The organism is Neobacillus piezotolerans (assembly GCF_003362805.1).
Classification (GTDB): Bacteria; Bacillota; Bacilli; order Bacillales; family Cytobacillaceae; genus Bacillus_D; species Bacillus_D piezotolerans.
Genome location: NZ_QNQT01000001.1, coordinates 947,853 through 966,952 on the forward strand (window position 1 = coordinate 947,853; position 19,100 = coordinate 966,952).

17 protein-coding genes are annotated in these 19,100 nt (G+C 48.5%); 11 read left to right on the plus strand and 6 right to left on the minus strand.

Going from position 1 to position 19,100, the window contains the following annotated elements:
- Window positions 1-159: 159 nt before the first annotated feature.
- Entirely contained in the window at window positions 160-1,038 is an 879-nt protein-coding gene (locus tag DRW41_RS04515) for an SMP-30/gluconolactonase/LRE family protein (protein ID WP_115450742.1), read from the plus strand.
- A 142-nt stretch (window positions 1,039-1,180) separates the two neighbouring features.
- A complete protein-coding gene (locus DRW41_RS04520) occupies window positions 1,181-2,038 on the plus strand; it encodes a hypothetical protein (RefSeq protein ID WP_115450743.1) in 858 nt (285 codons plus the stop codon).
- Between the two features lie 38 nt (window positions 2,039-2,076).
- On the opposite strand, the gene DRW41_RS04525 is transcribed toward DRW41_RS04520, so the two are convergent.
- On the minus strand, window positions 2,077-2,907 hold the full coding sequence (locus DRW41_RS04525; RefSeq protein ID WP_245959334.1) for a protein-glutamine gamma-glutamyltransferase: 831 nt from the start codon (window positions 2,905-2,907) through the stop codon (window positions 2,077-2,079).
- Between the two features lie 85 nt (window positions 2,908-2,992).
- Here DRW41_RS04525 and DRW41_RS04530 point away from each other — a divergent pair, with 85 nt between their 5' ends.
- Complete coding sequence (locus tag DRW41_RS04530) at window positions 2,993-3,553, plus strand: YybS family protein (protein WP_115450744.1); 561 nt, start codon at window positions 2,993-2,995, stop codon at window positions 3,551-3,553.
- 119 nt (window positions 3,554-3,672) lie between these two features.
- On the opposite strand, the gene DRW41_RS04535 is transcribed toward DRW41_RS04530, so the two are convergent.
- The 4 genes from DRW41_RS04535 to DRW41_RS04550 form a co-directional block, all read right to left on the minus strand.
- The gene (locus DRW41_RS04535; RefSeq protein WP_115450745.1) at window positions 3,673-5,253 is read right to left on the minus strand and encodes an acetolactate synthase large subunit; all 1,581 of its coding nucleotides are present in this window, start codon (window positions 5,251-5,253) and stop codon (window positions 3,673-3,675) included.
- Window positions 5,254-5,465: 212 nt separating this feature from the next.
- Window positions 5,466-7,556, minus strand: coding sequence for a transglycosylase domain-containing protein (locus tag DRW41_RS04540; RefSeq protein ID WP_115450746.1), 2,091 nt, complete (start codon window positions 7,554-7,556; stop codon window positions 5,466-5,468).
- A gap of 735 nt (window positions 7,557-8,291) precedes the next feature.
- The gene (locus tag DRW41_RS04545; RefSeq protein WP_082036363.1) at window positions 8,292-8,444 is read right to left on the minus strand and encodes a YpzG family protein; all 153 of its coding nucleotides are present in this window, start codon (window positions 8,442-8,444) and stop codon (window positions 8,292-8,294) included.
- Window positions 8,445-8,580: 136 nt separating this feature from the next.
- Window positions 8,581-9,525 carry an aldo/keto reductase family protein gene (locus tag DRW41_RS04550; RefSeq protein ID WP_115450747.1) on the minus strand — a complete coding sequence of 315 codons (945 nt, stop codon included), beginning with the start codon at window positions 9,523-9,525 and terminating at the stop codon, window positions 8,581-8,583.
- Between the two features lie 322 nt (window positions 9,526-9,847).
- Between DRW41_RS04550 and mtnA the strand changes: the two genes are divergently transcribed.
- From mtnA to ppc, 4 genes are all read left to right on the plus strand, one after another.
- Complete coding sequence (gene mtnA / locus DRW41_RS04555) at window positions 9,848-10,894, plus strand: S-methyl-5-thioribose-1-phosphate isomerase (RefSeq protein WP_115450748.1); 1,047 nt, start codon at window positions 9,848-9,850, stop codon at window positions 10,892-10,894.
- Between the two features lie 105 nt (window positions 10,895-10,999).
- Window positions 11,000-11,641 (plus strand): L-fuculose-phosphate aldolase, encoded by a 642-nt coding sequence (locus tag DRW41_RS04560; protein ID WP_115450749.1) that lies wholly within the window; start codon window positions 11,000-11,002, stop codon window positions 11,639-11,641.
- Window positions 11,642-11,806: 165 nt separating this feature from the next.
- The gene (locus tag DRW41_RS04565; RefSeq protein ID WP_115450750.1) at window positions 11,807-11,995 is read left to right on the plus strand and encodes a hypothetical protein; all 189 of its coding nucleotides are present in this window, start codon (window positions 11,807-11,809) and stop codon (window positions 11,993-11,995) included.
- Window positions 11,996-12,169: 174 nt separating this feature from the next.
- Complete coding sequence (ppc, locus tag DRW41_RS04570) at window positions 12,170-14,926, plus strand: phosphoenolpyruvate carboxylase (protein ID WP_115450751.1); 2,757 nt, start codon at window positions 12,170-12,172, stop codon at window positions 14,924-14,926.
- Window positions 14,927-15,565: 639 nt separating this feature from the next.
- On the opposite strand, the gene DRW41_RS04575 is transcribed toward ppc, so the two are convergent.
- Window positions 15,566-15,982 (minus strand): VOC family protein, encoded by a 417-nt coding sequence (locus DRW41_RS04575; RefSeq protein WP_115450752.1) that lies wholly within the window; start codon window positions 15,980-15,982, stop codon window positions 15,566-15,568.
- A gap of 103 nt (window positions 15,983-16,085) precedes the next feature.
- On the opposite strand from DRW41_RS04575, the gene DRW41_RS04580 reads away from it, so the two are divergent.
- From DRW41_RS04580 to DRW41_RS04595, 4 genes are all read left to right on the plus strand, one after another.
- Complete coding sequence (locus DRW41_RS04580; protein WP_115450753.1) at window positions 16,086-16,820, plus strand: polysaccharide deacetylase family protein; 735 nt, start codon at window positions 16,086-16,088, stop codon at window positions 16,818-16,820.
- 97 nt (window positions 16,821-16,917) lie between these two features.
- A complete protein-coding gene (locus DRW41_RS04585) occupies window positions 16,918-17,664 on the plus strand; it encodes a Cof-type HAD-IIB family hydrolase (protein WP_115450754.1) in 747 nt (248 codons plus the stop codon).
- A 152-nt stretch (window positions 17,665-17,816) separates the two neighbouring features.
- A complete protein-coding gene (locus tag DRW41_RS04590) occupies window positions 17,817-18,287 on the plus strand; it encodes a DinB family protein (RefSeq protein WP_245959352.1) in 471 nt (156 codons plus the stop codon).
- Window positions 18,288-18,316: 29 nt separating this feature from the next.
- Window positions 18,317-19,060 (plus strand): hypothetical protein, encoded by a 744-nt coding sequence (locus tag DRW41_RS04595; protein WP_115450756.1) that lies wholly within the window; start codon window positions 18,317-18,319, stop codon window positions 19,058-19,060.
- The last annotated feature ends 40 nt before the right edge of the window (window positions 19,061-19,100 follow it).

A 19,100-nucleotide genomic window follows, 5' to 3' on the forward strand; every position in this document is an offset into this window, starting at 1 on the left:
ATTGCCGGCTGAATGTACTTTTACCCTTAAGTCCGCTCAGTTAATCACATGCCGCTAGTGTTAAGAATGTTTGTTTTTCCACAGAACCGGGTTTAGTAACACAGAGGGAATCCAATTAGAGTCTTAGAGATGAAGTATTTGTACATAAGGAGGATTTTCATGCAAAAAGAAGTTGAGCTAGTGGTAGATGCGAAAGCAGTGCTTGGGGAAGGACCCTGCTGGGACAGGAAATCGGGCGCGCTGTACTGGGTGGACATAGAAGGGAAGAAGGTCCATGTTTTTAATCCGGGAACCGGGGAGGACAGAGCGATAGAAGTTGGCCAAATGGTTGGCGCGATTGTTCCGCGTGAATCAGGCGGGGCGGTCGTCGCTCTTGAGAAGGGATTCCATTTTATGAATCTAGAAACAGGTGAACTCGAGCTGATTTGCGATCCGGAACCGGGCTTGGAGGTGAACCGTTTTAATGACGGAAAATGCGATCAGGCGGGACGCTTCTGGGCAGGCACGATGGATAGGAACGGTGCGGGGGAGCAGGGTTCCTTGTATTGCTTGGAGCCTTCTCTTTCTTTTAAAAAGAAGCTTGGCGGGCTTGGCATCTCGAACGGCCTTGCCTGGTCGCCTGACAACAGGTTCCTTTATTTTATCGATACGCCGACCGGAAAAGTCGTCCGCTACAAATATGACTTGGAATCAGGGCAAATCAGCGAGCCAAAGGATGTGGTCGTGGTGCCGGACGGCGAAGGTTATCCGGACGGAATGACGATTGACGAGGAAGGGTTTCTTTGGATCGCGCATTGGGCCGGGGGAAAGGTGAGCAGATGGAATCCGGAAACCGGTTATAAAGTTTCGGAAATCAAGGTTCCGGCTGTAAATGTAACGTCCTGCACGTTTGGCGGCAAGGATTTTGGTGAACTGTACATTACGACAGCGAGGAACGGCATGTCCGATGAAGAACTCGACCGGTTCCCGCATGCTGGCGGAGTGTTTAAGGCTGTGCCTGGCGTCAAAGGGATGCCTGCAAACGAATTTAAAGGCTAATGACTAAACGAATAATCGGATATTAATCAATCCATAAGGCTATTCTGCCATGTCAAACAATCGAATTATGCCCCTGCACCGTTTAGGTTTGTCCTTTTGAGGTAAAGGAGAGGTAACGCCAAATCCAAAGAGGAGAATGCCTATGCCCGCTTGGGTAATTGGTTCAGTTGTCGGGGCTTGGGTCTTATTATTCATTATCGAAGAGGCAGGACAGTTTTTTTGGAAACGGTATGTGGAAGACGAACCGGTGAATTCAAGGCGCGGGAGGCACCGTGCGGCACGTATGCAATGGGCCGCTGGGTTGCTGGAAAGGGTGAAATCGGAAGGAGCGGCAAAAGCTGGCTGGGAAAGAAAACATATTTTACGGGAGAACGCCGCCCGTTTTATAGGGACCATACAGGGAAAAATAGCATCACTTTTAGGACGGGTGCGAAGCCATCCATTATGGCAGAGGCTGCTTCGGTCCGTAGGCCAATTTTTCAAGAAGAGGTCTGAGGCTATAGGAAATATGCGAAGCCATCCATTCTGGGAGAGGCTAGCCCAGTCCGTAGGCCAATTTTTCCAAAAGGGGTCTGATGCTTTAAGAAAAGTGCGAACCCATCCAATCTGGCGAAAGCCGCGGCAGGACATGAGCCTGTTTTCCAGAAACACTGTTAAAAATGTGCGACCCCATCCGTACTGGGAGAGGCTGCCCCAGTTCGTGGGCCAATTTTTCAAAAAGGCTTTTGAAAAAACACGAAGCCGCCAGCTTTGGCAAAGCCGTATGTTTTTTGTGAAAACAGCCCAGATCAAGGCACGGATATCCAAAATCTTGACAACAGCTAAATCCGGATTTGCAACAGCCAAGGCATGGGGTATCGGCCTAAAAAATTGGACAAACGCCAAAATTCGCACCGGGCTGAAATCGTTGGAACTTCTTTTGGTTAAAGCTGTGAAGCTGTGCATTGCGGGTGCTTCCACAGTCATCCGGAAATACAGGAAAAGCTCGACGCATTTATAACAAGAAAAGACGTATGTGGCCCATACGTCTTTTTAATTTTATATGAGATACGTTTTCGTGCCAATTTCCGAAACAATCAGATTGGAAGAATGGCAAAGATCCAGAAAGGGAACTGGGGTGCGTGCTTCCGTTGCTTTGAATTGGCTTAAATACTTGAAATTCGGGACCGCGATGACATCGGTAAGATAGGCTTCCCGCTCGGCATTTTTCTTCCTCTTCGAGTTAAGGAAATCAATGATGAACTGCCCGCGGACGATACCGATTCCATGGCCAAAGTAGATGTTCCGGGCAAGCAGAATCGCATTTTCGCCTTGCCAATGGCGCGTTTTAGGGTCGACGTCCGGGTTTTTGAAATAGACACAATCCCCCGGCACAAACTCAGTGCTGTTGAATATTTGCACGTCAAGATCCTCGTCATACTGCCAATCATATAGCTTCAGCCCCGAAAAAAGCCGGTTGAACACCGCATTATCGATCGAATCCAGCACGGCTTTATAAAAGATGATCAGCATCGCCGTCGCGCATTCGAAAGCGTATTTCTTTCCATTCACAAAGATATCCTCGATTCCGGTTTCCGGCTGAACGTTGGGCTTAAGGACGATTGCGCCGTGTTCGGTCAGGACCCAATACTTTTCATTGCATCTTGTTGTCGCGAATGTCGCGAAACCGGCGCCGCTTTTATTCATCAAGATTGCAGCGCGCATGATCCTAACCCTCATTTCCAGTTCGAAATCTAGCTCCCGCAATGTTCCGAACTCAAAAATTCTCTTCGATTTCCCCATCCATTGAGCGATTTTGAATTTGCTGCCGGATGGTTTCCCCGGGTAAATTTGGTTAACCGCCACAATCTTTTGGTTGATAGTGATCAATTCGGCACCCCCTTATGACCTTGTAAAAAAGTTGAAAACGAATCACGATCAAGCAGCCCTCATAGAATGAAAACGAGGTGGTCCCATGTATTTTTTAAAAGAAATAAACGAAGATATACGGCGCGCCCAAATAAAAATCAGCACCTACACGGCTGTGAGGAAACTCGTCCTTGGAGCGCTATTCGCCGGCATCGCTGCAGTGCTTCAATCGGCTGGCGGCGTTTTGCCGGGGGTGGGGTATTTTATCAGCCCGTTCGCAACCGCCCCCATTTTATTTGGTTTTACTGTATCGCTTTGGACAGGGGCGCTTTCGTATTTCGTTGCCTGCCTATTGCTGCTCGTTCTTCAGCCAAGCGAACTTTTTGTTTATCCTTTTACAACAGGTTTGCTCGGGGCGGGCTTGGGAATTGCATTCGCCTTGTGCCGAAGAAGATTGGCCATCATTTCGATTGGGGCGGCTTTTTTAACAGCCGGAATCCTAATTCTCCTGTACGCATTTCGCTTCCCGGTGCTTGGGCCGCTCGTATCCGGTTCGTTTTCACCCGCCGCGGCAGGCGGCATTATGCTATTTTCCCTCCTGTACGCATGGATGTGGGTTGAGTCGGTTATTTTCTTTTTTAAAAAAACAGCAGACATCATCCCCTAGCCAAATTGCGCTTGCATTTGTATTTCAGTCCGGCCCACTTTGTAGGCGGAAATTATGCCTTGTTAACTTCTTATTCACGGAGGAGCTGTCCATATTCCATGCGTTGGGGAAATGGTCGATTACATCAATAATTCGATTAACGCAATGCCTTTCGGTTCGGAAAGATAGTGAGTCAGCGCGGTTTCGAACTCGGTCAAAGTGGCAACCCGCTTGCCATCGATGCCAAAGCTTTCGGCCAATTTTGTGTAGTCAGGGTTGTCAAACCGAACGCCATAGCTTTCTCCGAACTTTTTCTCCATTTGCTTGACTTCGAGTTTCAGCTTCAAATCGTTAATGACGATAACAAGGAAAGAAAGCCCGAGCCTTCTGGCGGTTTCTAGTTCTGCAAAGTGCATCAGCGCGCCGCCGTCTCCCGTGACCGCGATGACCGGGGCATCCGGGCAGGCGAGTTTGGCGCCGATGCAGCCTGGTATGGCGATTCCCATCGTGGCAAGCCCGTTCGAAATAACAAGCCTGTTCGGCATTTTTGGCTGGTACGTCCTCGCGATTGCAACTTTATGGTCTCCCACGTCTGATATTAAAACCGTTTCATTCGGGGTGAGTTTTTCAATTGATTGAAGAACTTCCTCAATCGACATTTTTTCACTGTGCGGCTGCTTATTTAGTTTGAAGGCATCCATCATAGCAGCTTTAAGGTTGCCGGAAGGAACCCAAGCTTTTTTTGTGATTTCCGATTGATTGAGCAGTCGAAGAGTTTCTTTAATGTTACCGACGAGTTCCGCGGCCACTGGGTAATACTCATTCGTTTCCGCGGGCAGGGAGTCGATGTGCAAAACAGGAAGTTGCTTCTTGTTCCAGTGTTCCGGCAGCTTTTCGGAAAAATCAAACCCGATTACAATCAATAGATCAGCTTCGCCAATTCCGGAGAGCGCCTCGTCCTTTTCATTAAAACCAAATGTTAAGTAATTTTGCGGGTGGGAGGGTTCTAAAATCCCTTTGGCTTTAAAGCTATGCGAAACAGGCGCATTTAACGTATCGATAAATGTCCTAAGCTCACTTACGGCATCCTGCCTGACCAAGCCGTTTCCGATAAGAAGATAAGGTTTGGCATGTTTCTTAATAAGCTGGACAGCTGCATCGACGGATTCCCCGGTCGGTACGCTTCGGGGCGGGGGAGTGGCCGCCAAAGGCTGTTTGGTCAAATCGGTTGTTAATATGTCTTCAGGAATGACAATCGCCGCCGCGCCGGGCTTTTCCATTGCCGCAAATTTGAAAGCCTTGCGGATGACGGTCGGCAAGGTTTCAGGATTCACGATTTGCGTACAATCCTTCGTGACCGGTTCGAACAGTTTGACGAGGTCCACATATTGATGTGATTCCTCGTGGTGGCGTTTTGTGTCAGCCTGTCCGATAAGCGACACCAAAGGTGAATGGTCGAGCTGCGCGCTCGCCGTACCGGTTACAAGGTTCGTCGCGCCGGGGCCAAGTGTTGCGAGGCAAACGCCCGTTTTGCCCGATAGCCGTCCATACACATCCGCCATAAACGCGGCACCTTCTTCATGCCGGACATTAATAAACTGGATTAAGTCTGATTTTGACAAAGAATCAACGAGCGCGAGGACCTCCGTGCCGACAATCCCAAAGATGAATTCTACACCCTCGTTCTCCAGGCACTTCACTAACACATCAGCTGCTTTCATGGCTCCTCCTTTTAAAAAACAATTTTATTTTTTTAGGCGAATAGTAAGTTCTTTCATTAGTTTGCTTTGATGCAAATCCCTTATGCAAAAGGGATTGCAGTCCAAGTTGCGAAGCTCCGCCATATTACTATATCCTTTGAAAAATAAAGAAAACCCGCCGGATGTGATTCCGCGGGTTTTCCTGCTATATGAATATGGGAAGGTTTTCCTCCCTACCTTTCCTTAAGTTCCTGGATTTTTTCAGCCAGCCTGTCTAAACCGTCAAGCATTGCTCCTACGCCTGTATCAAGAGCTTTCTTCCATTTCGGGGCTTCCTGTTTGATCGTATCGGCGGCTTTGCCGACTTCTTCCCTCAGTTTCTCGGTCTGGGCAAGGATTTCTTTTTTCGAAATAAACGACTCGGGTTCCTCGCCGGCAACGGCAATTCCAAACGAATCTTCTTTCAAGTACGGTTTTGCCTCTTGCATGATCGCCTTAAAAATTGGGGCGGTCCCTTGAGAAGCGTTCGTAGTCAAATAATGCTCGCGGTCGGTCCGGTCGTAACCAATCCAAATCGCTCCGGCCACTTCCGGTGTATAGCCGGCGAACCATTGATCCTTCGTCCCGTTAATATCCGCGTAAGGAAGCTGGGTTGAACCGGTTTTACCGGCAATATCGAGCCCGCTGACCCTGGCCGCGCGCCCTGTGCCATTTTCCACAACGCCAAGCAGCATCGAAGTGATCTCACGCGCGACACGTTTTGACGTCACTTTCACGGTTTCTTCCTTATGGTTCGCAATTTCATTGCCGGTCGGGCCAACTATCCGGACGATGAAGTGCGGGTCATGCCGCTTTCCGTCGTTCGCGAAAGCCGAATAAGCGGAAGCCAGCTGAAGAGGGGAGATGCCGTGGTGCATCCCGCCAAGCGCAAGGGCAAGGTTCCGGTCTTCCTTCTGAATCGGAATCCCGAACCTTTCGGCCGCATCCGCGCCTTTGCCGACGCCAATTTCATTTAAAAGCCAGACGGTCGGCACATTGATCGATTGTTCGGCCGCCTTGTACATCGGAACCTTTCCGGCATACCTCTTGGTCACATTTTCCGGCTTGTATTCACCGAAAGCCATCGGCTCGTCAACGAGCTCGGAATCCGGCGAGAAACCTTCCTCAAGCGCCGGAGTGTACACAGCGAGCGGCTTCATTGTTGATCCCGGCTGTGCCTTGAGCTGAGTCGCGCGGTTGAATCCGCGGAATACATACTCGCCTCGTCCGCCTATGACGGCCATTACACCGCCTGTCTTCGGCGAAATCAGCACAGCGCCGCTTTGCACGATTTCGCCGCCCCGGCCGCGCGGAAAGAGCCAGTTACGCTGATATACTTTTTCAAGCGAAGTCTGGAGACCGGGATTCAGTTCCGTATAAATCCGATAGCCCCTTGTTAAAATTTCATCCTGTGTCAGTCCGTATGTTTTAATCGCTTCATTTATTACCGAATCCACATAGTAAGGATATTTCCGTTTAATCTTTGTGCCCTGGCCGTCACTGAGAGCGATTTTTTCCTTTACGGCGCGCTTGTACTCAGCATCGGAAATTTTATTCAGCTCATGCATTTTCGCAAGAACGACATTCCTGCGTTTCAGCGCCCGGTCGTAATGGCTGAACGGATCATAGGCGGAAGGCGCCTGAAGCAGTCCCGCAAGCATGGCCGCCTCGCTGATCGTCACATCTTTGATGTTCTTATTAAAATAGCGCTCCGACGCGGAACCGATTCCCCAGGCGCCGCTCCCAAAATAAACCTGGTTCAAATACATTTCGAGAATTTCTTCTTTTTTATACGTGTCCTCAAGCTTTGCCGCGAGGAACAATTCTTCGGCCTTCCTGCGGTACGTTTGTTCAGGCGAAAGCAGCGCATTTTTTGCGAGCTGCTGGGTGATCGTGCTTCCGCCGCCCGTTATCCTTCCGGCAAACAAATTTCCGAAGAACGCACGCGCAATCCCCCGAACGTCAAAACCGTGGTGCTGGTAAAAGCGTTCGTCCTCAATTGAAACGACCGCATTTTTAACATGGTCGGGCAGGTTTTCGATCTTCGTCCCGCCAACCCGGTTTGCAGTCACTTCCGCCGCCTTATTGCCATCCCTGTCATAAATGACCGTAGACTGGCTGAGCCCCTCCTTAAGGGACTCCACATTCGCTCGGCTCGCAAGCCAGGCGAAAAACAGGATCGTTAAAAGAAATGTAATCAATGCTATCAGCAGAATAATCTGTGTCAAATGCCGCTTTTTCCAAAAACGGCGCACTTTTTCCCAATAAGGGTACAATCTTTCCATAAGAAATCAACCTTCAATCGATTTAGCTTATAGCAGAAGAATACCAAAACATCCGATAAAGTCAAAATGAATGGATGCCAGTACAGGGGGATTTAGGCAGCATTTAGGAAGATTGTGGCAGGCGGGAGGGGAGTGAAAGGCAGGGTGACGGGATTCAGCCGCAAAATCAGCCAGCAGGCTATTTGTTCAATTTTAATGGCTCTGTTTCTAGGTTCCCGATGGTCTATTAGTGATCTTTCCAGGAATTTTCGTATAATATCCGGAACTTTTTTAAAGTTATCCAGTTTTATTATTATTTATCCGCGTTTTTTTAATGGATATCCGGGACGGTTGCACTTCGGCTACATTTTCTAATGTAAAAATGCTCCGATTAACGCCGGGAGGGGGAAAGATTTGAACTCCCGCAGAAATATCCCCCACTTTTCAGGAGTTATCGAAAGTTTCAGGCCGGATATCGAAAAAATTTTCAAGTTATCGAAAGTTTTAGGGCACTTATCGAAAACTGTCAAATTTCGGACACAATTTCGATTGGTAAACAGCACCTTCATGTGAGAAAAAGGTAGCTGAAAAACGCGACACCTTTCATTAAAAAGATAGCCGTACAAAAACATGACACCCAATTAAATAGAAGGCCGTACAAAAACTTGTCACTTCACTAAAAGTTTTCCCGCAAACAAAAAAACAGCACCCCTCCATTAAAAAGGGGTGCCGCGCGTACGTTTCTCCTGCCAGCCATCACCAGTGGTGCGCTTTCGCGTTGCTCCTCAGGATGATGTCTGTTTGTGACATTTTCGTTTGGCCGTTCAGCTGCGACTTGGTGTGCTTCCGGCTTTGAAATGCCTGGTGAAAAAGACCTGAACGCGGATCAAGATAATCCTTGTAGCTCATTTTATCACCTCTATACAGGATTTTGGTGAAACGCTGGCATCACATGGGTGCCAGTCTTATCTTTTCTTGGAACCAGGTAATTTAAACAGGTCCGCTTCATAAAAGGGCCGGACAGTTGTTACCGCTACCCAGCGATTTAACGGAGAATGTCCTCAATCGTGCCAACTACATCAGCAGAAAGCTTCACTCCGCTTGCTTTGACGTTTTCCTCGACCTGTGCCGGGCGGCTCGCGCCAATCAACGCGCTCGATACGCCTTCCTGGCGCAGGATCCATGCCAGGGCCAGTTGGGAGAGGCTTAAATCAAGCTCTGCAGCAACACCTTTCAGCTGCTCGACCTTATCAAGGTTTTCATCTGTTAACAGCCCGAAAAGGTTCGAATATCCTTCAACAGAAGCGCGGCTGCCTGCAGGAATGCCTTCACCTTTTTTGTATTTTCCGGTCAAAACTCCCTGTGCGAGAGGGGAGAACACAACCTGGCCAATGCCGTGCTTCATGCTGACCGGAAGCACTTCATTCTCGATATAGCGCTGCAGCATGCTGTACTTCGGCTGGTTTACGACAATCCGGTCAAGCAGTTTTTTATCGGCAAGGTGGACCGCTTCGGTAATTTGCTCGGCAGTCCATTCACTGACGCCGATATAAAGCACTTTACCCTGGCGGACAAGGTCATCCAGCGCGCGAAGCGTTTCCTCGAGCGGCGTTTCCTGGTCATAGCGGTGGCAATAGTACAGGTCGACATAATCGGTGCCGAGCCGCTTCAGGCTGGCGTTCGCCTGTTCGATAATGTGTTTCCGCGACAAGCCTTTATCATTCGGGCCTTCCCCCATTTTGCCAAACACTTTCGTGGCAAGCACATACGATTCACGTGGATACTTGCTCAGCGCCTTGCCGACCACTTTTTCAGCCGCGCCACGGATATAAACATTGGCCGTATCAAAAAAGTTGATTCCAAGCTCATACGCCTTGTCAATCGACGCCTCCGCGTTTTGTTCCTCAACGTATCCTCCATACGTAAGCCAGCTCCCAAGGCTGATTTCACTAACTTTCAGCCCGGTTTTCCCCAACCTGCGGTATTCCATCCCAATCACTCCTTATTTATTTCGATTTACGTAATAAACGTACTACATTGGAATTTTTATGTAAAGGAGGAAAGTTTTAAAAATAGAAGTTAAAGCATGTTAACATAATATCCTTATGGTGAACATTTAAGGTCAAAACAGTCACTGGATCTCTAATGCAGTTTCGACAAAATTCGGGTAGTGACAGGCACTGTTCGTATTTTCACGTCAAAAGAGAACTGTCGCATTTTTGCTTGTCCACTTTAACCTGCAGGTGTTAGACTGAATGCGGAGCGTGAAAGTTGCAAATAAGCATTCATGATAGACAAAAGGGGGATTCGGCGTGGCTGAACCGTTGATTACGATTGAATGGAAAAATGATGGACTCACACTGATTGATCAAACTCTTTTACCAAATGAAATAGTATATGAAACATTTACAACCGCTGAAGGCGTCTGGGACGCAATCCAGGTGATGAAAGTTCGCGGGGCACCGGCAATTGGAGTCGCCGCCGCATACGGTCTCTACATAGGAATCAAAGATGCGTCCGAAGATTCCTATGATTCTTTTTCGAAAAAAGTAAAGGAAGTTTCCGCTTACCTCGCAACATCCCGCCCGACCGCGGTGAACCTGTTCTGGGCGCTGGAACGGATGGAGAACGCCGCTGAATCGCTAAAGAACCTGCCAATCCCCGAAATCAAGGCGAAACTGCTTGAAGAAGCGATTGCCATCCACAAGGAAGATGAAGAAATCAACCGCAAAATCGGTGAATATGCACTTACTCTTATGAACGACGGAATGGGCCTCCTGACGCACTGCAACGCCGGTGCGCTTGCGACAACGAAGTACGGCACCGCAACCGCGCCAATGTACCTCGCGAAGGAAAAGGGCTGGGACATCAAGGTGTTTTCTGATGAAACTAGGCCGCGCCTCCAAGGGTCGACTTTGACCGCGCTTGAACTGCAGCGAGCGGGGATTGATGTAACCGTCATCACCGACAGCATGGCTGCGGTTGTCATGTCACAGGGTAAGATCGACGCCGTCATCGTCGGCACCGACCGTGTCGCAGCGAACGGCGATGTTGCGAACAAAGTCGGTACGCTTGGCGTTTCCATCCTCGCCAAACACTACGGCATACCGTTCTATGTCGCCGCGCCGACACCGACAATCGACATGCGCACAGAGACCGGCAAGGACATCCCGATTGAGGAGCGCCATGCCCACGAAGTCATTAACCGTTTCGGGCAATTCTCCGCGCCGTATGACATACAGGTCTACAACCCTGCCTTCGACGTCACGCCGCACGAGAACGTAACGGCCATCATCACCGAAAAAGGCATTGTCCGCGCGCCGTACAAAGAAAACCTGAAAAAAATTTTTCAAGACTAAACCTTCTTTTGGGAAAATTGGCCCACACCAGCTGAAACCATCTTTAATCCCGCTGGGCCATGCAAAACGTTTATCTTATCCTATTAAAAAGGCGGTAGATTCCGCATGCTGCTTCAAAATGAAAGAGAGCAAATCGTTGAATACGGAAAAAAACTGATTACAAGCGGGCTGACAAAAGGGACAGGCGGCAACATCTCGATTTTTAACAGAGAAAAAAGCCTGGCAGCCATCAGCCCGAGCGGACTGGATTATTTTGAAACGAAGCCGGAAGATATCGTCGTTGTGGATCTTGATGGCAAAGTAGTCGATGGTGCCCGCAATCCGTCAAGCGAGCTGGAAATGCATTTAATTTTTTTCCGGAAACGGGATGACATTGACGCGCTTGTGCACACCCATTCGCCGTTCGCGAAAACAATTGCTTCGCTTAGATGGGAGCTGCCGGCTGTTTCCTATCTCGTTGCCTACGCGGGGCCAAATGTGCGCTGCTCGGAATACGCGACTTTCGGGACGAAGGAACTCGCCGAAGCGGCTTTCAAAGGGATGGAAGACCGTCGCGCGGTCCTGCTCGCAAACCACGGATTAATCGCCGGCGCGAACAATATCGCGACCGCGTTTACGATCGCTGAAGAAATTGAGTTTTGCGCCCAAATCTACTACCAGACGAAAGCCATTGGCGAACCGGTCCTCTTGCCTGAAGAGGAAATGGCCGTACTCGCTGATAAGTTCAAAACGTACGGACAAAAGTAAGGCCATCGAAAAGGCAAGGAGTTTACAAGGCTCCTTGCCTTTTTACTATGCTAATTTATTGTTTCTAGGATTGAATACATATGATACCATTAAATTAACAAATATCGCCAAATGTCCGCGGGACAACTTTTCCCCTAGAGAGGGATTGGAATGAGGAGAGTTCCTATGAAGAAAGACTCTAAAATCGCCTTATCTGTTTCCTTAATCGTTTTAATTGGCTTTCCATTATTATTCTTCTTCGTTTCACTTGTTACAGGACAATGGCATTATCTATTATGGAGCCTTCCGCCTTCCTTTACTGCAGGTTTTACCGGCTTGGTGCTGACACTTAATCAGATAAGGAAAAAAGGTTAAAATTCGGCCTCATAAATAGGACTTTCAATGAATATTGAGAGTTCTTTTTTATTTATTTAAAAAATGTTCATTAACAAATCGTTCTAGTGATATGTTAATGAATGAACAAAAATGGACTTTCATGCTATAGTAATATAAAACTTTTTGTAATGCAGTGTGTAGGAAGGTGAGACGATGGCAGATTTGAAAGCAAATGACAGCAGCCTTCCGCTAAGGCGGGATGTCAAAATGATGGGGAATATCCTTGGGGAAATTCTTCTGTACAACGGCGGGCAGGAACTCTTTGAAACGGTTGAGAAACTCAGGCTAAAATTCAAGATGCTCCGCGAGTCGTTCGAGAATGAAATATATGAAGGCGTGAAACGGGAAATTTCCGGGTTGGATCCGAAATTGAGGAAGCAGGTAATCAGGGCCTTCTCCGTTTATTTTCATTTAATCAACATCGCTGAACAGAACCACCGGATCCGGAGGCGCCGCGAATATCAGTTGAAGGAAGATTCGAACAAGCAGCCGGGCTCGATTGAAAATGCAATCCATTCATTGAGGGAGCATAGCATCGGCGCCGAGGTCATTAAAAAGGTGCTCGACGGAATGTCGCTTGAACTCGTCATCACCGCGCACCCGACCGAAGCGACTAAGCGGTCCATCCTCGAAATCCAGAAGCGGATTGCCGACCTCCTTAAGAGCCTCGAAAATCCTCTATTGTCAAAAAAAGAGCGTAAAAAGATAGAAGGCAGCCTGTTTAACGAGGTGGCGGCCCTTTGGCAGACAGATGAACTCCGTGACAGGAAACCGACCGTCATCGATGAAGTGCGGAATGGCCTCTATTACTTCGATCATACACTTTTTAACGTACTCCCTGAAATCCATCAGGAGGTCGAGGAAAGCCTGGCGGAGCAATATCCTGAAGAAGTGTGGAAAGTTCCGACATTCCTCCGCTTTGGCTCATGGATTGGCGGCGACCGTGACGGCAACCCGCATGTCACATCCGATGTGACGTGGGAAACGCTAATCAGGCAGCGGAAGCTTGTACTAAAAAAATACCGCGAAGTGCTGGTCGAATTAATGAGGCGCTTCAGCCAATCGACTTCCCGAGTTAATGTAAGCGATGAGTTAATACAATCGGTCGCTCGGGATGAAGAGGAATTTTTGCCGGAGGACAAACGCTGGAATGTCGCCGAGGAACAATACCGCAGGAAATTCGCGATCATAATTGAACGCGTCCGCCAGGTTGGCAAGGATGATACAGGCTACAAACAGCCTGAGGAGCTGCTCGCCGACCTTGAAATGATCAGGCGCAGTATTTACCAGCACCACCCGGCAAACCATGAACTGAAGCTTTTGGAAAAATTGATCAGGCAGGTGAAGCTATTTGGCTTCCATCTTGCGACACTTGATATCCGAAACCATAGCGGAGAGCACGAAGCCGCCATGACGGAAATTCTTCGGAAGGTCGGCATCGCGGAGGATTACAAATCGCTTACCGAAGAGGAAAAGCAGGAACTACTTCAGCGGCTGCTCGCAGACCCAAGGCCGGTTTTGCTTTTAAACGAAGATTATTCAAAAGAAACGCAAGAAATGGTCAATGTATTCCAATTAATTAAGAAGGCGCACGAAGAGTTCGGCAGGCAGGCGATCACTGTTTACCTTGTCAGCATGACCCAGTCTGTAAGCGACCTGCTTGAGGTGCTTGTCCTTGCAAAAGAAGCGGGCATTTATAGGCTGCATGCCGACGGTACAGTCGAGTCCTATTTAAATGTTGGGCCGTTGCTAGAAACAATCGATGACCTGACCGCGGGACCGAAAATCATTGAAACCTTGTTCAATATGCCGGTATACCGGAATCACTTAGCAATGCTAGGGAACCAACAGGAAATCATGCTTGGCTACTCGGACGGCAGCAAGGACGGCGGCACGTTAACCGCCAACTGGAAGCTGTACAAGGCCCAGCTTGAAATCCATGAAATGGCCAAGAAATATAACATCCGTCTGAAATTCTTCCATGGGCGCGGCGGTTCGCTTGGCCGTGGGGGCGGCCCGTTGAACAGAAGCTTGCTGTCGCAGCCAGCGGAAACGTTTGGCGATGGCATCAAGATTACCGAACAAGGGGAAGTGCTTTCCTCCCGTTACCTATTGGAGGACATCGCCTACAGGAGTCTTGAACAGGCAACGTCGACGATGCTCGAAGTCGCGGCCCACGTTTCAACAGAATCCGAACAGGAAATCCGGGATGCGCGCTTTGTCCGCGCGATTGAGGAAATATCTGCGGCATCGCTGTCGAAATACCAGGCGCTTGTTTTCAAGGACAAGGACTTCCTGACGTATTTCAATGAGGCGACGCCTCTACATGAAGTTGGCGAGCTGAACATCGGTTCGAGGCCAATGGCGAGGAAAAACAGCGCCAAATTCGAAAACCTGCGCGCCATCCCATGGGTATTCGCCTGGACACAAAGCCGGCAGCTACTGCCGGGCTGGTATGCGGCGGGCACGGGGCTGGAGAGCTTTGCAAGTAAAAGTGAAGAGAACCTGGCGTTGCTTCGTGAAATGTATGCAAAGTGGCCGTTTTTCCGTTCGACAATCGATAACCTCCAGATGGCGCTCATGAAGGCGGACATCACGACCGCCAGGCAATACGCGGCTCTTGTGGAGGATACGGAAATTAGGGATCGGATTTTTGGCAACATTGAGGACGAGTACAACCGGACGAAAGAGATCCTGCTTGCGATCACGGAGGATGAAGAATTGCTAGACCATTCCCCGAACATCCGCGACTCCGTCAAGCGACGCAATCCCTACGTTGACCCGCTCAACTTCATTCAGGTCGGACTGATTAAAGAACTTCGGAAAATGGACGAGCCTGATGAGGAGCTTATGACCCAAGTGCTGCTCACAATAAGTGGAATCGCCGCGGGGCTAAGGAATACAGGTTGATAAGTTAAGGCTGGCTGTTGTCGGTCAGAGGGAGGGGCACTTTTACAAGTGTCCCTTCCTTGCGTTCGGAATCAGGGGATTGGCGGGGTTTAAATTACATTGACTCCAAATAATATAGCAAAGCGATTCCCCCACACAGTCTCTACATTGCCAATACGAAAGAAACGGGCAATTTTACGAAAAGCCGGCTGGAAAAAGCTTTAGTTTGAAGAAATACAACGTTTTTTAATCAAAAAGGTTGATGCGCTAGGGTTGTGGATGTCTGGACTTTCGTTCACCTTGAAATTTAAAAAATGGGGTCGAATTCCAGTTTGCAAAGTTGCCAGCGTCGTTTATCTTGTGTTTCGGCACTAAAACTCAATTTCGCGTGACATTTAAAGGGCAAAACCCGGTTTGAATGTCCGTCAACAACCATTTGCGTGACATTTAAAGGGCAAAACCCGGTTCGAATGTCAGTCAAACTCAATTTGCGTGACATTTAAAGGTCCAAACCCGGTTTGAATGTCAGTCAAACTCAATTTGCGTGACATTTAAAGGTCCAAACCCGGTTTGAATGTCACGAATGCCCGGATTCCCGAAATCAATGGAAACTTAAAAAGAGAGGAAGCCGAACCAACGGCTTCCTCTTTCTTCATCACCTTACTGCTGACCTTTTTCAAAGTTCAGATCCCAAATAATCCCGAATTCATCGCGAACTTTGCCGTATTTCGCGCCCCAGAAGGTGTCCTGCAATTCCATGTACACAGAGCCGCTTCTCGAAAGTGCTTCGTAGGCGCTGTTGATTTCTTCTTCGCTCTCGAATTCAAGGACAAGCGAAACATTGTTCCCTGCTGTTACATCGCGGCCAGGGCCCGCGTCTGAGACCATGATCACAAGCTCGCCGATCCGCAGGCGGCCATGGATCAGCAGGTCATCGGCGCCTGGCGGGGTTGGGAAATCTGCTTCCCCGTACGTTTTTAGCTGCTCAAGTTCACCGCCGAATATCTCTTGGTACCTTTCCAACGCGGCCCTTGCATTTCCATTAAAGCTCAAATAAGGCGTAATCACCTGTTTCATAAACGCTCACTCCTTTGAAAAATAGTTCTTTATATAGTTTCCCTAATAAGTTTTGGATTCCTGCACAACACTAAATATTATTTGAAAAAAGGCGGGAATGCATATGAAAAAACGTATCCTGTTACTGACGGCTTGGCTGATGATTCTGTTTCCAGCAACGACACTTGCGCAAAAGAAAATCCCGATTCTTGTGTACCATTCGATCGCGGAGTTCAAAGGCACGGGGCAGAAGGAGCTATATGTGACGCCGGAAAACTTTCAAAAACAAATGGAATACTTAAAAGCGAACAGTTTTACACCGCTAACGTTTGAACGCTGGGAAGAAGCGGGTCGGATTGCCAAACCAATCTTCATAACGATAGACGACGGCTATAAGAACAACCTGAGTGTGGCAACCATTTTTTCAAAAATAAGTGGTGCAACGTTCCAGCCGGCAGCGACTTTGTTTATCATTTCGGACTTTGTTGGGAACAGGAATCGTTTGTCTGAAAAGGATTTGCGTCAGCTTGCGGCTTCCGGGATGTTCTCGGTCCAATCACATACGGCCACCCACCCGGATTTGACGAAAATTGCGAACTACGAGTATGAGCTTTGGGAATCGAAACGGAAAATCGAGCGGATCACCGGCAAGCCGGTGATTGCGATTTCGTATCCTTACGGAAATGCGAACCGTAAAGTGATCAACGAAACAAAAAAGTACTACCAATTTGGTTTGACGACAACGCCGGGGCCTTTTGTCAAAAGAAATAAGCCAAATGAGAATTATGAGCTTCCGCGGACGTATGTGAAATATTCGACCACCCTGGAGGAGTTTGCAAGGATAGCTGCTGGGGAATAAGGGGAGCAGCGGTCTACCTAGGCATAACAATTTCATCGACTTTCGGAACGTGTTAAGATGGACACTAGAACAACAGAGAGAATTTGGGGTGTAAGATATGGAAAAGGGCAAAATGGACATCAAATTAATAGCGTTGGATATGGACGGAACCCTTTTGAATGACGGCCATCAGGTTTCGGACGAAAATCAGAAGGCGATCCGGGAGGCGGAGGCGAAAGGGGTTAAGGTCGTCCTCAGCACAGGACGCAACTTGGCGACATGCCGGGACTATGCTGTTTCCCTTGAATTGTCTTCGTACCTTGTTACGATAAACGGAGCGGAAATCTGGAGCCCTGAGGGCGAGCTTGTCGAGCGAAATCCGGTAAGCCTGCCGCTGATGGAATGGATGTACGGGCTTTCGAAAAAGTATAATACGCATTTCTGGGCAATCAGCACGGAGCGGGTTTACCGAAAGGAGATGCCGGAAAATTTGGCCGACCATGAGTGGCTGAAGTTCGGATTCGATATTCCTGATGATGAAGTGCGGGAAGTTGTTTTGAAGCTGCTTCGTGATAAAAAGGAACTGGAGATCAGCAACTCAGCCCCAACCAATATCGAGGTCAACGCAATCGGGATCAATAAAGCAGAAGCTCTTAAGAAGGTGTGCGGGTTCCTTGGAATCGGCATGGAAAATGTCATGGCGGTTGGCGACAGCATGAACGATATGATGATGATCAAGGAAGCCGGCCTCGGGGTCGCGATGGGGAACGCCCAGCCCGTCATCAAGGATGAAGCGGATTGGGTAACGGCCACGAACAATGAATCAGGGGTCGCGAAGGCAATCGAGGAATGGGTTTTAAATTAGTAAATTGACATGTGCCCCTCGCCGTAAGCGGGGGGTTTGCTATTTGGTAAGAACGTTCCTGGCCCTAAGCATATTAAGGATGGATTGTGCATAACGTATTTTCTGAATGTTAAAGTAAATCCACCACATAATAGGGGGCGTTAAGTTTGATAATGGCAAATGATGTTTTATTGGATCAATTAGCCGCGGCACATAAAGAATCCGGCTGGTTTACTTGCTTGGATGATGCGTTAAAAGGAATAACGTACGAACGGGTGTTTTGGTCTCCGAAAGATGAGGCGAACTCGGTATTTGGAATCGTCCAGCACCTTGCGTATTGGAGCGAAGTGTATTTGGAAAGATATAAGCCAGGGGCAATCGGGGAAATTGCCAAACTTAAAAATAATGAAACTTTCCAAATTCCTGATGGGGAAAAAACCGAGGAATTGTGGTTAAAAACGAGGGCCAGGTTTGAGAAGTCTTATACTGGCTGGAGGAAGGTAATTGAAGAAGATCCGGAAAAACTCGTAGAGGATGACTGGTGGAAGCATGTCTCCCATTTTTCTCTCCATAACGCATACCATATCGGACAAATTGTGACGCTTCGCAAGCTTCAGGGAAGCTGGATCCCGCCGGAACAATAAGATGTTCAAACCATGGAAAGGGGATTGGGATGGGGATTGTTGGCACATCAAAGTTTAATACTTATAAGCAAAAAATCTTTTCATTGCCATCCCCTTTGCGGGACGAGGACTTAAGAAGCGGGCAATTCCTTTTGGAAAAAGACGAACAGCGGAAGCTTGAAATCTATTACGCGCCATTTGAATACATAAACACGAATGCAAAAATCCTGATAGCTGGCATCACACCTGGCATGCATCAAATGCGGATCGCCTACCAAACTGTCCATAATTTTCGCGGCAAGGACACTCGGGATGAGGAAATCCTCCACGAAGTAAAGAAACGCTCAAGCTTTGAAGGGACGATGCGCAAGAATCTCGTTGCGATGCTTGACGAACTTGGCCTATCGGACCACCTCGGCATTCGAACGACTATGGACCTTTTCGGCGCGTCTAACCATTTGGTCCAAACCGCATCCATCCTGCCGCATGCTGTCTTTTTTGACAGGAAAAATTACAACGGTTCGAGGCCGGACCCTTGGAAAACAGAATTGCTCCGTTTCCAAATTGAAACCTATTTTGCAAAGGACCATTCTGTTTTAAAAGCGCCTCTCATCATCCCCCTCGGAGTGAACGTCTTGCGGGTGTCTGAGGAACTTGGCAAAAGCGGACAGCTTGATACCCGCCATTTAGTGGCAGGCTTTCCGCATCCGTCGGGCAGCAATGGCCACCGGCACAAACAATTCGCCGAAAACAAAGAAAAAATGCGCCGGGAAATCAGCCTCTTTTTCAAGTAGGCACAGTCCCGCCGCATTTTTTGTATGGCTTGTGCTTCGC